The organism is Varunaivibrio sulfuroxidans (genome assembly GCF_029318635.1).
GTDB classification, from domain to species: Bacteria; Pseudomonadota; Alphaproteobacteria; order Rhodospirillales; family Magnetovibrionaceae; genus Varunaivibrio; species Varunaivibrio sulfuroxidans.
In genome coordinates this window covers 304,098-319,160 of the sequence record NZ_CP119676.1, presented here as the reverse complement: position 1 = coordinate 319,160, position 15,063 = coordinate 304,098, and the positions used below count along the sequence as shown (strand labels likewise).

Below are 15,063 nucleotides of genomic sequence, written 5' to 3'. Positions count from 1 at the left end.
ATATCCCTATCCGATGGAAATGTCAGACGTCCGCGCCTGTAGGTCGAACAATCGGCGGTGCTCGTCGAGCGCCGAACGGTCGGTCATGCCGGCGATATAATCGGCGACCAAGCGCGCCGTCTGCTGCGTTTCCGGCGCGCCGGCCATCGCCCGCCAATCCGTGGGCAGGCATTCGGGCTCGCTCAACAATAAGGAAAACAGATCCCTGACCACCCGGCGCGCCTTGCTGGTCATGCGATTGAGCTTGTAATGCCGGTACATGTATTCGAAAAGAAATTTCTTCAAGGCGCGGTCATTTTCCTGCATCCGCTCGGAAAAAGCCGCGATTGGGACTTTCAGATGGCGGATATCGTCGGCGCATTTCGGCGCGGCGTCGCCGATACGGCGGCGGCTTTCTTCCAACAAATCATCGACCATCGCCCCGATCATGCGCCGCACCGCCTCATGGATGATGCGCGAATTGTCCAGATCGGGATACGTTTTCATCACGTCGGCGAAGATGGGACCGACCAGGGGCACGTCGCCGAGATCGGCGATGGTGAACAATCCGGCGCGCAGGCCATCGTCGATATCGTGATTGTTGTACGCCACGTCGTCGGACACGGCGGCGATTTGCGCCTCGGCGCTGGCGTAGGTGGACAGCCACAGATCCTGACGCGCGCCATACTCCGCGATTGCCCGGGGCAACGGTTTGCTGTCCGGCCTACCGATCAGCGGGCCGTTGTGCTTGACCACCCCTTCCAGGGTTTCCCAAGTCAGGTTAAGGCCGTCGAAATCGGCGTACCGCCGTTCCAACGCGACCACGACGCGCAGCGATTGGGCGTTGTGATCGAAGCCACCGAAAGGAGCCATGACGTCTTCGAGGGCGTCCTCACCGGCGTGACCGAACGGGGTGTGCCCCAGATCGTGGGCCAGGGCCAGCGTTTCCGCCAAATGTTCGCTCAACCCCAGACAACGGGCCAAGGAGCGTGCGATTTGCGAAACCTCCAGCGAATGGGTCAGGCGCGTGCGAAAAAAATCACCCTCGTGATTAACGAAGACCTGGGTCTTGTATTGCAGGCGGCGAAAGGCGCCGGAATGAATAATCCGGTCGCGGTCGCGTTGATGGCACGTCCGGGTCGCGCTCGCGGGTTCGGCATAGAGCCGTCCGCGACTCTCATTGGGATGCGAGGCGTAGGGGGCGAGAATACTCATAAGCGGAAATTACCCCCGCCCGCTCCAGGGTGCAACGCCTTATGGCGCAATTGACAAACCGCGAAGCGCGCATAAATAATAAACGGACTTCATCCGCGTCTTTGGGGTTTCGGCGGGACGCCTTCGCCCGTTCCCCCGACGCTCCGGTCGTGCGCGACGCTCTCGCGCCCTCGAGGAATAGCAATGTCACAACACGCACCATCAGAACAAGCGATCACCATTTCCCAAAGCGCCGTCAAACGCATCGCCAACCTCATCGAAAGCGAAGGCAATGCGGCGCTGAAGCTGCGCGTCAGCGTTTCTGGCGGGGGATGCTCGGGCTTTCAATACGGCTTCGAACTGGACGAGAGCACCTCCGACGAAGACCTTATTTTTGAACTCGACGGCGTTCGGGTCGTGGTCGATAAGGTATCCCTGGATCTTCTCAACGGCGCCGAGCTCGATTTCAAGGAAGACCTGATGGGATCTTACTTCGTCATGTCCAACCCCAACGCCACATCGACATGCGGGTGCGGCTCGTCATTTTCCGTTTAGGCGCGCCACCTTCGCCGCGCGCCATTTTTCACGCACTCGGACGTTTTGTGCGCCTTCACCGTTTCGCACATCCCGATTTCGGGCATAACCGGAAACGCCCCCCGTCATGATCACCATCGCCACCTGGAACGTCAATTCCATCAAGGCCCGCCTGCCCCACGTCCTGCGCTGGCTGCGCGAATTCGCCCCCGACATCGCCCTGCTCCAGGAAACCAAGACCGTGGACGACGCCTTTCCTCGAATGGAAATCGAGGCCGAAGGTTACCGGGTCCGAGCGCATGGGCAAAAGACCTACAACGGTGTCGCCGTGCTCTCCAAAGGAGATATCGAGGTCGTCCAGGAAGGACTGCCGGGAGACGCCGACGACCAGCAGGCGCGCTACCTTGAGGTGGACACCCTGGGCCTTCGCGCCGCCTGTATCTATCTGCCCAACGGCAACCCCGCCCCCGGCGATAAATACGATTATAAACTGCGCTGGATGGACCGCCTTTACGCGCGCACCCGGGAATTGCTAAAAAGCGAAAAACCGTTTGTCCTGGGCGGTGATTATAACGTCATCCCCGAAGAAGGCGACGTTTACGACCCCAAGGGGTGGCGCGACGACGCCCTATACCGCCTGCAATCGCGCAAGGCCCTGAGGCGAATCGCCACCCTCGGCCTAACCGACGCCTTTCGCGCCCTGAATAGGGAAACGGGACGCTACACTTGGTGGGATTACCGTGGCGGCGGATGGCAAAAAGATATGGGCGTGCGCATCGACCACCTGTTGCTGTCGCCGCAGGCCGCCGACCGCCTAAGCGCCTGTGAGATCGACCGCACCCCGCGCGGTTGGGAAAAACCCTCCGACCATACCCCAGTGTGGTGCCGTTTGGACGACTGACCCTCATCGCGCAACACATCCTTCGGAAATAATCCGACATATGCATGGAGTAGACGAAGCCATGAACATCACGCTCGCCCTAAGGCTCGATGCCTTGGCCATTTTAGCCGCTTCCGTCGGCTTGCATGCGTATTTTGGCGGAAATTGGTGGGGTTTCGCGCTGTTCCTCGCCCTGCCGGACCTCGCGATCATCCCCTACGCCCTTTTCGCGAAGTCCAGCCCATGGCCCCGATGGATTTACAACGCCGCGCACACCTATGCACTGCCCGTGGCTCTGAGCCTGATTTTCTGGTCATCGGGACCCTATTTCTTATTCGGATGGGTTGCTCACATCGCCCTTGACCGTGTCTTGGGTTTCGGCATGAAGTCGTCCCAGGGGTTCAAGGTCACACATCTACAGATGCTGGGCGAATGACAGACCCTCTTTTGCCACGCAAAGGCGAGGAGGCAAGAAGGCCGCGGACTCAAGCCTAAGTCAAACGCCGATCGGCTCGCGCAACGTCGAGGTAATCATTTCCAACAACTGGCGCGCCTGTATCGGTTTTTCCAAAAAAGCGCTAACGCCGGTCTGGGTCGAACGCTCCTGCAGGATGTCGATCGAATAGCCCGTCATCAGGACCACCTTGGTCGGCAACGCCATTTGATGGACCTTATAGGCGAATTCCGATCCGTTCATGCCATCCATCACCCAATCGCAAAAAACAATATCCACCGGTCGGCGCGTCAGCCGTGTGATCGCTTCTTGCGCATCTCCAACCAGATCGAGATTGCGAACCCCGACGGCGTGCAAGATGGTCTTGATAAGGGCCCTAAAATTGGCGCTGTCATCGACAAGCATGACCCGCAGGTCTTCCAAATTTTTGGTGGGCACCAGGAACGCCATCTCGGTCGCTTGCGTTCTCGCATCGATATTATCCACGCAATGGCGACGATACGACACATCCTCACCCATGATGTGTTCCAACAACCATTGATTGAGAAACGCCTTAACATCATCGGATTTTACAGTTTCTCTATTGTACCGGAACACACGGCAAAGGTCGCGGACTTCGCCCTCCAAGAGACGATGGCTGTCTTTATGTTCTTCCAGGAGGGGATACGCGCATATTTCGAGAAGTTTTTCTTCACGACGAAAATGATAATTCGTGTATTCAAGCAAAGTGGACAATACGCTGTCCAAAACCGTGAGTTCTTCACGCTGATCAACACAACTGTGTAATTGATTGAGAAGATTAACCAAAACCCGGTGATCCGTATCGACAAAGGGAATGCCGATCTCCAGCTGCTTGTTCCAATGAATGAGAGTCATTCAGCCTCCCCCGTTGATCGCGCACAAAAATATAATTTTCTCATTATTTGAGTGTAATAAATCGCAAAAAAAGCCATGACGACGCAAGCATTATTTAACACTTCTTCATCGTAAATGTGGATAAGGCGCAAAAAATCATTCCGGCACAACCAATTGACGAGTATGCTACAACCACTCAAAAACAGTCGGTGGGCCTATCCACGCGAACGGAGGAAACCTTCCCTACGGAATATCCGCTATCGCACTTGGCTATTCCACCTGGGAAACGTCCCGAACCGCCCCACGGTCGGCGCTTGTCGTCAGGGCCGCATACGCTCGAAGCGCCGGAGACACCTTACGCGCCCGGAGAGATTCCGGTTTCCAAGCCCCACGCCCTTTTTGTTCCATGGCGGCGCGCCGGGCGCCCAGGTCGCTTTGCGAAACATCGATGGCAATCGTACGGTTGGGTATGTCGATCATGAGGATATCGCCCTCTTCGACAAGCGCGATCGCACCGCCTTGGGCGGCCTCCGGTGAAACGTGGCCAATCGAAAGCCCAGAGGTCCCTCCCGAGAAACGCCCGTCGGTGACCAAGGCGCAGGCCTTGCCCAGTCCCTTCGATTTCAGATAGCTGGTCGGGTATAGCATTTCTTGCATTCCCGGGCCGCCCTTGGGGCCTTCATAGCGGATAAGAACGACGTCGCCGGCTTCGATTTTATCGTTTAAAATCGCCTCCACCGCGCTGTCCTGGCTCTCGAAAATACGCGCCCGACCGCTGAACGTCAGGTTCTCGGCATCGACACCCGCCGTTTTCACGATGCATCCGTTTTCAGCGATGTTGCCAAACAGCACGGCAAGACCACCGTCGGTCGAATAGGCGTGCCCGACATCGCGGATGCACCCCAGGGCGCGATCAAGATCAAGGTCGGAATATTGACTGTCCTGGCTAAAGGCCTGAACCGTGGCTCTGCCGCCGGGGGCCGCCTTGAAGAAGGCGTGAATGACCGGATCCTCTCTGCGCGTCACATCCCAACGATCCAGGGCTTCGCCCAGAGTTTTCTCCTCCACGGTGGCGACATCCCTGTGAATAAGCCCCGCACGGTCCAATTCGCCCAAAATGGCGTAAATTCCCCCAGCCCTATGAACGTCTTCCATGTGGTAAAGCGCGCTCGCGGGGGAAACCTTGCACAAGTTGGGGACCTTGCGCGACAACGCGTCGATATCGGCCATGGTGAAATCGATTTCCGCTTCGTTGGCGATCGCCAGGAGGTGCAGCACCGTGTTCGACGATCCTCCCATGGCGATATCAAGCGTCATCGCGTTTTCAAACGCCTTGCGCCCACCAAGATTGCGCGGAAGGACGCTGTCGTCGTCGTGATCGTAATATCGCCGGCACAATTCCACCACAACCCGTCCGGCGCGTAAAAAAAGATCCTTCCGCGTTCGGTGCGTGGCCAACAACGTGCCGTTTCCGGGAAGCGCGAGGCCCAGGGCCTCGGCCAGGCAATTCATCGAATTGGCGGTGAACATCCCCGAACACGACCCGCAGGTGGGGCATGCGGAACGCTCAATTTGCGCCACCATTTCATCGCTGGCGTCCGGATTGGCCGCCTGGACCATGGCGTCAACCAGATCAACGGCGACGGTTTTACCATCGACAACCACCTTGCCCGCCTCCATCGGTCCGCCCGAAACAAAAACCGTCGGTATATTCAGGCGCATCGCCGCCATCATCATGCCTGGCGTGATTTTATCGCAGTTAGAAATACACACCATGGCGTCGGCGCAATGTGCGTTGACCATGTATTCCACACTGTCGGCGATGATCTCGCGCGACGGCAACGAATACAGCATCCCGTCATGGCCCATCGCAATGCCGTCATCGACGGCGATGGTGTTGAATTCCTTGGCGACGCCGCCCACCGATTCGATTTCCCGCGCAACCATCTGCCCGAGATCCTTCAGGTGCACGTGTCCGGGAACGAACTGGGTGAAGGAATTGACCACGGCGATGATCGGCTTACCGAAATCTCCGTCGCTCATGCCGGTGGCGCGCCACAGTCCCCGCGCGCCCGCCATGTTGCGCCCATGGGTGGATGTTTTCGACCGATATTGCACCATGATCCGTTTCCCAATAACCCGCAGCCGACGCCGCGTCATAACAACCGTTTCCCGCCGTCCCCCAAAACGCCTCTTCAAGGCGGCGGCCCTTCACCGAATTTTTTTTACCCCTTGTCGATCAAATCGTCGAGGGTCTTGTCCAACCTTTCTTGACGGCCGCGGCGAATGTCGCGCGCTTCGGAAGCGCTCATTTCTTCCAGCGCCGACTTCAGTTGATCGACCCGCTCGTCCAGGTGGCGTTGCAATTCTTTGATTTGCCGGTCGAACCGATCGATACGTTGGAGCGAATCGCGCCGTCGGGCGCGTTGGTAGTACTTTTCGGCCTTCCTCGCGCCCCAAATCGCAATAATCAACGCCAACGCCGCGCCGGCGCCGATTAAAATAACCCCGGCGACTTGGCGGTCCGGCGCCCGATCAATAGCCAGCGCGGTCCCCCAGACTCCCGCCGTCACGAGGGCGCTGGCGCCAACGGAAAAAGCCCGATCGACAAACCGCTGATCCAGGCGCCAATGACGTTCGGCGTCTCTAATGGCGTTGACGACTTCATGCAGCGCCAACTCCTGCCAGCGGGAGAACGACATGCCCCCATCATCGCCGCGGCCCTCACGAATGAATTTCTCCAGTCGTTTGACGATCAACCGGCCTCGTTCGCGCGGTGTCGGATTGTCCGATGCGTCCACGTCATCGGGCTTGCCGGCGAGACGGTTGTCGATAATGTTCTTTTTTCGAGACACCCCATTTCCTCGCCATTTAACGCCCTAAGGCAATAGGTTTTACAAGTCTATGGCACGCCCGTTAAAAATCGGTAAGGGGATATCGTTCCGCCCCCAGGGCTCTTGCACCAGGGGCCGTGATCTCCTAATCTGCCGCTTCGGCATTTTCAAATAGCTCCGTTACGACAATAAGGTATGACATGGCCCGCAATCTGGTTCTTTCCGTTCATGAGTTCATGACCATCATGGGCACTCTCGACGAGGCCATCACCGCCGCCGGGGGGGAAAGCGCTTCAAGCGTTTACGATGCTTGGTATATGCAATGGCGCGAAGTCGATGAAAAATTGGAATCGTTGTCGCTGATGAAACGCGCCGACATGCTTTTTGACGGTAAAATCACGATCAACAACATTTCCGACGCCCACCTAAACGAGCTGATGGTCGTCGTCGAAAACCAAATCCGCGCCAACAGGGAACTGCTCGATTCGAACGATGAGGACGCCGACGAGGAAGAGCTGGAAATGTGGGAAAAGCGGCTTGAGAATATCCTGGAATTGCGCCGCGAGGGTGAACACGGCGGGGTTTCCTGACCCCGCCGCATTCGACGAACTCAAAGATCTTCGACAATTTTTTGTAACATCGCACGAACGTCCGCGGCGACGTGGCCCAAATTTGGGTTATCGACCGCCTGCATAGACGCCATGGGATCCACTGCCGACACTTCGATTTTACCATCATCGAGTTGCTGGACGACAACATTACACGGCAGCATCGTGCCGATTTTGTTTTCCGCTTGCAGGGCCTTATAGGCAAATCCGGGATTACACGCGCCGAGAATCGTGTAAGGGAGAATATCCTTATCAATTTTTTCCTTCATCGCTTTTTGAACATCGATCGTGGTCAACACCCCGAATCCTTGCGTCTTCAAAGCGGCGGTGACGTAATCTATGGCGTCGGCGAAGGGCCGGTCCAGGGTTTTGGTGAAGTGATAGCTCATGGCGGGAAAACTCCTATAATTCGGGGTGACAAGGATATAGTCGGTTTATCGTTGACGCCAAGTCCGTGGGGAGGGAATGGTGGAAAAATCGCATCGGAGACCGTGGCGGCCCCATTAGGCAGGAAGACGCAGGATTCGAGGCGGGCGGACCTGGGAATCAACAAGGCCTGGGATCAACAAGGAATGACCCTCAGGCTTGTCCCCTCGACCCCGACGATCTCAACCCGACGGCCTGCGGCGATATCTTCGGCGCAAACGACGGTCCATGAGGTGTCGTCCAAGCGGATCTTTCCATAACCGTTGACCAGCGCGCCGTCGAGAACGACATGCCGGCCGATGTATTGCGCACCGCGTTGATTGAGAACGGGATGATCGCTCGGCGGGGTATTTTTAGACATCCACACCCGCCCGACGACGATGCTGCCTACCGACAGAACGGCGAAGGCCAAGCCCTGCGCCTCCAGTGGCATCCCCGGAACGATAAACAGGGCGACGCCGATCAGGGCGGCGGAAATACCGACCCACAAAAACACGAAACCGGGCGCGATGCTTTCAATAATGATAAAAACCACGGCGACGATCAGCCAATGCCAACCCGTGAGATGGCCTAAAAAAACGTCCATGATCCCCCGAACTTCCCAATAATTCCAGGTCCCCAACAAAAAACCGCCCGGTAAGACGTTTAGCCGCGCGTCGTCGGCACCGAGCCCCCCACGCCGGATGCGCCGCCGCCCGCGGCATCGGAACCGAAGGCGCTCTTGGCCAGTTCGGAAATCCCCGCCAGGGAGCCCAATATCCCCGTCGCCTCCATCGGCAACAAGATGACCTTTTCATTGCGCGCCGAGGCGATATCGCGCAGCGCCTCGACATATTTCTGAGCGACGAAGTAATTGATCGCCTGGGTATTTCCGGCACCGATCGCGGCAGACATCGCAGTGGTCGCGGCGGCTTCGGCCTGGGCCTGACGTTCGCGCGCCTCGGCATCGCGGAAGGCCGCCTCCCTGCGTCCCTCGGCCTCAAGGATCGCCGCCTGTTTTTCGCCTTCGGCCTTCAGCACCGCCGCCTGACGCGACCCTTCCGCCTCTAGAATTTGTGCGCGCTTGACGCGTTCCGCCTTCATTTGCCGCCCCATCGCATCGACCAAATCGCGTGGCGGAGAGATGTCCTTGATCTCGATCCGGGTCACTTTCACCCCCCACGGCGAGGTCGCGTCATCGACGACGGCGAGCAGGCGGGCGTTGATCGAATCGCGTTGGGAAAGAAGCTCGTCTAAATCCATCGCACCCAAGACGGTACGCACGTTGGTCATCGTCAGGTTCAAGATCGCGATTTGCAGGCCGCTGACTTCGTAGGCCGCCTTAGCGGCGTCCAAGACCTGATAGAAGACCACGCCATCGACCTGAACCATGGCGTTATCGCGGGTGATCACCTCCTGAGATGGAACATCTAGAACTTGCTCCATCATATTGATCTTAAACCCAATTCTATCGACTACCGGAACGATAAAATGCAAGCCGGGGGCCAACGTCCGGGTATACCGGCCAAAACGTTCGACGGTGTACTGCATCCCCTGGGTGACCGACTTGACCCCCAGAAACACCATGACGAAGGCCAAAATGACAATGAAAACGACGAAAGAAGAAAAACCGGCCATAAACAACATCTCCCAACGGGACCAAAAGTATTTCGCAGGAGGAGGCGCAAACGCATACGCGCACAACCCGCGTTAAAAAACCTTTCGCGAACATCGACATTAGACCATGTCTTTTTCAGGTCAAGGTTGATAACGACGTCGTACCGCCCCGGGCGCTCTTCCATGCAGGGGCACGTACAGGCCCGCCAAAAACGAAATCGCCCCTTTGTCTGCACATTATCGGCACAAAGGGGCGTTCTCTCGTCGCGCGAAGGCCTTATGCCATGGCGGCCAATCGCGCCAGGGCTTGGTTCAAGGTTTCGCGCGTTTGCACCATATCCTCAAGGCGAGCGCGCTGTTCGGCGACGACCTCCGCCGGGGCCTTGGCGAGGAAGCCCGCGTTGGACAATTTCTTTTCGTATTTAGAGACATCCGCATTCAACTTGGCGATTTCTTTTTCCAGGCGCCGGCGCTCGGTCGCGATATCGATAATTCCGGCGAGCGGCAGGATCACCGTGGTCTCGTCGAGGACCCCCTGAACCGCGCCCTTAGGCGCCGCGTCGTTCGAAAGCGTCGCCTCGGACAAGCGCGCCAGATGGAGGATCGCGTCACGGTGAACGGCGAGTTTTTGCGCGCTCTGGGCACTGGCGTCCTTAAGCAGCAACGGCACCTTGGCCCCAGCGGGGACGTTCATTTCCGAACGCAGGGCGCGCACTTGAGTGACCAGACGAATAAGCCAATCGACATCCGCCTCGGCAGCGAGGTCGCGGTCACCCTCGCCCAGATCGGGCCAAGACGCGCCGATCAAGCGCGTCGCCCGCATGCCGGTCTGCGCCCACAGCTCCTCGGTGACGAAAGGCATCACCGGATGAAGAAGGTGCAGCAGCTGATCGCGCACCCAGGCCACAGCGGCGCGGGTTTCCGCCTTGGCGGTTTCATCCCCGCCCTGAAGGTACGGTTTGCTCAGTTCCAAATACCAGTCGCAGAACGTCCCCCAGGTGAAATGGTAGAGCACATCGGCCAGTTCGTTAAAGCGATAGGCGTCGATCGCGGCGGCGCAATCCATCGCCGCCTGCGCCAGCTTCGAGACGATCCACCGATTGATGCTCAGGCTGCACGATTTGGGGTCAAATGCGCCGTCATAGGCGCATTCGTTCATTTCGGCGAAGCGCGCCGCGTTCCATAATTTAGTGACGAAATTACGATAACCCTCAATGCGGTGTTCGGACAATTTAACATCGCGCCCCTGCACCGCCTGCGCGGCCAATGTAAAGCGCAGGGCGTCGGCCCCGTATTTGCCGATGATCTCCAGGGGATCCATCACGTTGCCCTTCGACTTGGACATCTTCTGGCCCTTTTCGTCGCGCACCAGGGCATGAATATAAACCGTGCGGAACGGCGCCTCGCCGGTGAATTCAAGCCCCATCATCATCATCCGTGCGACCCAGAAAAAGATGATGTCAAAGCCCGTGATCAACACATCGGTCGGGTAATAGCGCGCCAATTCCGGCGTTTGCTCCGGCCACCCCAAGGTCGAAAAAGGCCACAGCGCCGAGGAAAACCACGTGTCCAAAACATCGGGATCGCGCTCCAGGGGGGTATCCTCGCCATAATGCGCGCGCGCGGCGTCAAGGGCGTCCTGCTCGGTCATTTCGACGAAGGGCCGACCGTCGGGGCCGTACCAAGCGGGAATCTGATGTCCCCACCAAATTTGGCGCGATACGCACCAGGGCTGGATGTTGTTCATCCACTCGAAGTAGGTATTTTCCCAATTTTGCGGGACAAATTTCGTTTGGCCGTTTTTTACCGCCTCGATCGCGGGAACGGCCAAGGTCTCGGCGTCAACGAACCACTGATCGAGTAGCCACGGCTCGATCACGACGCCGGAACGATCGCCGTAGGGGACCGTCATCGGATTATCCTCGATCCTGTCGAGCAAACCTAGACTTTCCATTTCCTCGACGACCAAACGGCGCGCCTCGAAACGATCCAGGCCACGGTATTTTTCCGGCGTATTTTCGTTGAGGCAGGCGTTGTGATCGAGGACGTTGATCAACTCCAGACCGTGACGACGGCCAACCTCGAAATCGTTGAAATCGTGCGCCGGCGTCATCTTGACGGCCCCTGTGCCCTTCTCGGGATCGGCGTAGTCGTCGGCGACGATCGGGATATGGCGACCGACGATCGGCAACACCACGCGCTTGCCGACGAAATCGCGATAGCGGTCATCGTCGGGATGGACGGCGACGGCGCTATCGCCCAGCATGGTTTCCGGGCGCGTCGTCGCCACCGTGAGGAAAAGCCCGTCTTCGCCTGCGATCGGATATTTAAAATACCACATCTTACCGACGGTTTCGCGCTGCTCCACCTCCAGGTCGGAAATCGCGGTATGCAATTTCGGATCCCAGTTCACCAGACGCTTGTCACGGTAAATCAGGCCCTTTTTATGCAGATCGACAAAGACCTTGCGCACCGCGGCGGACAGCCCGTCGTCCATGGTGAAGCGTTCACGCGGCCAGTCGCACGACGCCCCGAGGCGGCGCAACTGCTGGGTGATCGCCCCGCCTGAGCTCTCTTTCCAAGACCAAACCTTTTCGATAAAGGCGTCGCGGCCCAGATCGTGACGGGATTTTCCGTCGGCTTCCAACTGGCGCTCGACCACCATCTGGGTCGCGATCCCGGCGTGGTCCGTGCCCGGTTGCCACAGGGCGTCGCGTCCATTCATCCGGTAGTAGCGGATCAGGATATCCTGCAGGGTGTGATTGAGCGCATGTCCGACGTGCAGATTTCCCGTCACGTTCGGTGGCGGCATGACAATCGTAAACGGTTTCGCGTCGCCACGGGCGCCGGCGCTGAAATCGCCGTTCTCTTCCCACTGGCTGTAAATTTTCTCTTCGACCTCTGCGGGGCGATACGTTTTGTCCAGCATTGCCGAACGGTCCTCTCTTTTAATCTCGGGGTGTCGGGTGGGGTGACATCGGGATGGCGCGCGCCACGTGGGCGTCACGGGACGGCGACGGGAAAAATCTTAATCTTCCAGACGCTCGGCCCGGTTAATCATCCGGTCGATCTCTTTCTTGACCAGCCGCTCGATCAGATAAGGCAGGTTTTGATCCAACCACTCTTTCAGCAAGGGACGCATCATTTCACGCACCATGCCTTCCAATGTGACCTCGTGACCACCGACCGCCAACTCCCGCTGACTGAGAATCGCACGCGCCAAATCGCCGAGAATATCCTCGCTCAACTTCACCGCGGGGGCCGACATGATGCTCTTATCCTGGGGCAAATCGGCAATCATTTCTTCGGTAAGATCAAAAATATTCGCTGCAGGCGCGGCCTGGGGTGGCGGAGGGGGCGGAGGAGCCACGACTCGTGCGGGCTCGGGCTCGGGCGCCGGCTCTGGAATGGGATCGGGTTCCGGAACAGGCTCGGGCTCGGGCGCTGGTTCGGGCGCCGGCTCAGGTTCAGCCAATTCTATCTCGGGCGTATCCTCCATTTCCGCCATCGCGGCGGCCATGTCCATTTCCGGCTCCGGCTCCGGCTCCGCCGCCATTTCCTCCATGGCGGCGGCCATGTCCATTTCCGGCTCGGGTTCGGACTCCCCCGCCATCTCTTCCATGGCGGCGGCCATGTCCATCTCCGGTTCTTCCTCGGCGGAAGCGGCGGGCTCTTCTACGGGCGTCTCGGCGGATGCCGCGCCCTCGCCCCCCTCCTCTTCCTCATCCTCGGACAGAATTCTCCGAATGGATGCGAGGATATCCTCCATCGAGGGCTCTTCGCCCGCTTCTTCCTGCCCAACTTCTTCGCTCATTGACCGCTCACTCGGTTGGTGTCCCCCAAAGATGATATCCGTTGTGCGCCGGGCGCCCGCTACTGCACGGGACGATTATCTTCGCCGCTCGACGAGGTTCCGACCCACTTGCCGCGAACCTCACGATAATGCCCTTGGTTATCGTATAAATCCACCTTGAGGTTTAAATTACGGGCGGTGAGTTGCCCCATGGATTCCTTCAAGCGGAAAATGGCGACTGTCGCGTCGCGCTGGGCACGCACCAACTTGACGCGCGCGTTCAGCAACTCCTGCTCGGCGTCCAAAACGTCCAAAACGGTGCGTGAGCCCACTGCGGCTTCGCGTTCGACGCCGGCCAGTGCGGTTCGCGAGGCGTTGACCTGCGATTTGATGGACACGATTTGGGCGCGAGCCGTTTGCAAAGTTTCCCATGCGCTGGTAGCCGACTCGGTAGCGCTCCTGCGCGCCTGATCGATCAACAGGCGTTGCCGTGAAGCCTGTTGGCGAGCCTGGCGAAGCCGCGAATAGGTCCCACCGGCCTCATACAGCGGAACGCTCAATACCAACTGCGCCTGATAAGAGTTCGAGGCGTAATTCTGGCTCATCGTGTTCAACGAGCGAGTCGCCGAACCGTTCAAGGACAGTGAGGGCAGCAAATCGCCCTCGACGCCGCGCACCCCGTCGCGCGCGGCGCGTTCGTCATAAACCGCCGCCTGCACGGTGTAATTTCCCTCTGCGGCGATTTTGACCGCCTCGCCTAAGGAATCGGGCAACGAAAATTCAATGTCCGGAGCCCCCAGTTTTTCCGGGGCCATGCCCACGACGCTGACGAAATTGGCGCGCGATGTTTCCAGCGCCCCTTCGGCCTGAATACGGTCGGCGGTCGCTCCCGCCAGCCGCGCCGAGGCCTGATCGACATCGGTGCGCGTAATCTCGCCAACCTTAAAGCGATCCTTCGCCGCATCCAATTGACGCTTCAGAACTTGTTCGTTGTTAATGTTGAGATCGACGACGGCCTGATCGCGCACGACATTTACATAGGCCGTGGCGGCGTTTAACAGAACCGTTTGTTCCGCGCTCGAGAGTCGGGCGCGCCCGGCGTACACGGCATTGTCCGCCTGCGCCGTGGCGGCGACGGTTTTCCCGCCGGAGTACAGCGGCTGGGAAATCGTCACACCCATCGTCGAGGGGTCGCGATAGACCTTGGGCGTCGCGCTTTTATCGTCAATGGCGCGACCGGTCGTCATTGTGGCGTTAACCGAAGGACGCCATCCCGACCGCGCTTGCGCCACCCCTTCGTCGATGGCGCGCAAGCGGGCTTGTTCGGCCAATAAACCGGGGTTGCTGCGGTAGGCCGCAGCCAAGGTTTCCTCGAAAGTCTGTGCATGCGCCGCGACGCCTAACGACAGGCTGAAAATGCCTGCCATGAAAACGGGAACTACACTTCTTAATCGACCGTACATTAGCTAAGACCCCCAATCGGGTTTTGAGTTTATCCGCCGTCGCCATAAAAGGCAAAGGAATCTCAATCAGTTGTATTCACACGCTTTCAAACGCTCAATATGTCGCCATGGTCGGGTCCATTTGGCGCGCCCAGGCGTCGATGCCGCCGCTCAAATTGATGGCGTTGTCGAACCCGTTCGCCCGCAGCCACGAAACCGCATGTTTGCTGCGAATACCATGATGGCAAACCACCACGACCGCCCTGTCGCGAGGGATTCGATCGACGCCCTCCGGCAAAGAGGCCAAGGGAAGCCTGATGCCGTCCTCGAAGGCGCAAATATCGGTTTCCCAGGGTTGGCGCACATCCAAAATCCACAAATTTTCGCCCTTCTCGCGCATATCATGAAACGTATGGACATCAATATCGACGGGGAAAGACCCTGCCACGCTTTTTCTCCACCAAACGC

General features: G+C 58.4%; 15 protein-coding genes. 4 read left to right on the top strand and 11 right to left on the bottom strand.

Going from position 1 to position 15,063, the window contains the following annotated elements:
• Positions 1 to 6 precede the first annotated feature (6 nt).
• On the bottom strand, positions 7 to 1,194 hold the full coding sequence (locus tag P3M64_RS01375; protein ID WP_132939623.1) for a deoxyguanosinetriphosphate triphosphohydrolase: 1,188 nt from the start codon (positions 1,192 to 1,194) through the stop codon (positions 7 to 9).
• Positions 1,195 to 1,377: 183 nt separating this feature from the next.
• On the opposite strand from P3M64_RS01375, the gene erpA reads away from it, so the two are divergent.
• From erpA to P3M64_RS01360, 3 genes are all read left to right on the top strand, one after another.
• Positions 1,378 to 1,728, top strand: a complete 351-nt coding sequence (gene erpA, locus P3M64_RS01370) for an iron-sulfur cluster insertion protein ErpA (RefSeq protein WP_132939624.1) — start codon at positions 1,378 to 1,380, stop codon at positions 1,726 to 1,728.
• A 106-nt stretch (positions 1,729 to 1,834) separates the two neighbouring features.
• On the top strand, positions 1,835 to 2,608 hold the full coding sequence (gene xth, locus P3M64_RS01365) for an exodeoxyribonuclease III (protein WP_243644804.1): 774 nt from the start codon (positions 1,835 to 1,837) through the stop codon (positions 2,606 to 2,608).
• 61 nt (positions 2,609 to 2,669) lie between these two features.
• The gene (locus tag P3M64_RS01360; protein WP_165886366.1) at positions 2,670 to 3,023 is read left to right on the top strand and encodes a DUF4260 family protein; all 354 of its coding nucleotides are present in this window, start codon (positions 2,670 to 2,672) and stop codon (positions 3,021 to 3,023) included.
• A gap of 60 nt (positions 3,024 to 3,083) precedes the next feature.
• Here the strand turns inward: P3M64_RS01360 and P3M64_RS01355 are convergent, their stop codons facing one another.
• From P3M64_RS01355 to P3M64_RS01345, 3 genes are all read right to left on the bottom strand, one after another.
• Entirely contained in the window at positions 3,084 to 3,917 is an 834-nt protein-coding gene (locus P3M64_RS01355; protein WP_132939626.1) for a bacteriohemerythrin, read from the bottom strand.
• A gap of 249 nt (positions 3,918 to 4,166) precedes the next feature.
• Positions 4,167 to 6,017 (bottom strand): dihydroxy-acid dehydratase, encoded by a 1,851-nt coding sequence (gene ilvD, locus P3M64_RS01350; RefSeq protein ID WP_132939627.1) that lies wholly within the window; start codon positions 6,015 to 6,017, stop codon positions 4,167 to 4,169.
• Positions 6,018 to 6,121: 104 nt separating this feature from the next.
• Positions 6,122 to 6,751 (bottom strand): hypothetical protein, encoded by a 630-nt coding sequence (locus tag P3M64_RS01345; protein WP_132939628.1) that lies wholly within the window; start codon positions 6,749 to 6,751, stop codon positions 6,122 to 6,124.
• Positions 6,752 to 6,930: 179 nt separating this feature from the next.
• On the opposite strand from P3M64_RS01345, the gene P3M64_RS01340 reads away from it, so the two are divergent.
• On the top strand, positions 6,931 to 7,320 hold the full coding sequence (locus P3M64_RS01340; RefSeq protein ID WP_132939629.1) for a hypothetical protein: 390 nt from the start codon (positions 6,931 to 6,933) through the stop codon (positions 7,318 to 7,320).
• A 20-nt stretch (positions 7,321 to 7,340) separates the two neighbouring features.
• On the opposite strand, the gene P3M64_RS01335 is transcribed toward P3M64_RS01340, so the two are convergent.
• The 7 genes from P3M64_RS01335 to P3M64_RS01305 all read right to left on the bottom strand — a co-directional run bounded on the left by P3M64_RS01335 (position 7,341) and on the right by P3M64_RS01305 (position 15,043).
• Entirely contained in the window at positions 7,341 to 7,727 is a 387-nt protein-coding gene (locus P3M64_RS01335; protein WP_132939630.1) for a DUF302 domain-containing protein, read from the bottom strand.
• 173 nt (positions 7,728 to 7,900) lie between these two features.
• On the bottom strand, positions 7,901 to 8,350 hold the full coding sequence (locus tag P3M64_RS01330) for an NfeD family protein (RefSeq protein WP_132939631.1): 450 nt from the start codon (positions 8,348 to 8,350) through the stop codon (positions 7,901 to 7,903).
• 59 nt (positions 8,351 to 8,409) lie between these two features.
• Complete coding sequence (locus P3M64_RS01325; RefSeq protein ID WP_132939632.1) at positions 8,410 to 9,381, bottom strand: SPFH domain-containing protein; 972 nt, start codon at positions 9,379 to 9,381, stop codon at positions 8,410 to 8,412.
• Positions 9,382 to 9,637: 256 nt separating this feature from the next.
• Entirely contained in the window at positions 9,638 to 12,289 is a 2,652-nt protein-coding gene (locus tag P3M64_RS01320; RefSeq protein ID WP_132939633.1) for a valine--tRNA ligase, read from the bottom strand.
• A gap of 99 nt (positions 12,290 to 12,388) precedes the next feature.
• Positions 12,389 to 13,174, bottom strand: a complete 786-nt coding sequence (locus P3M64_RS01315) for a DUF2497 domain-containing protein (protein WP_243644805.1) — start codon at positions 13,172 to 13,174, stop codon at positions 12,389 to 12,391.
• 59 nt (positions 13,175 to 13,233) lie between these two features.
• On the bottom strand, positions 13,234 to 14,580 hold the full coding sequence (locus P3M64_RS01310; RefSeq protein ID WP_132939634.1) for a TolC family outer membrane protein: 1,347 nt from the start codon (positions 14,578 to 14,580) through the stop codon (positions 13,234 to 13,236).
• Between the two features lie 130 nt (positions 14,581 to 14,710).
• Positions 14,711 to 15,043 (bottom strand): rhodanese-like domain-containing protein, encoded by a 333-nt coding sequence (locus P3M64_RS01305; protein WP_243644806.1) that lies wholly within the window; start codon positions 15,041 to 15,043, stop codon positions 14,711 to 14,713.
• Positions 15,044 to 15,063: the final 20 nt, after the last annotated feature.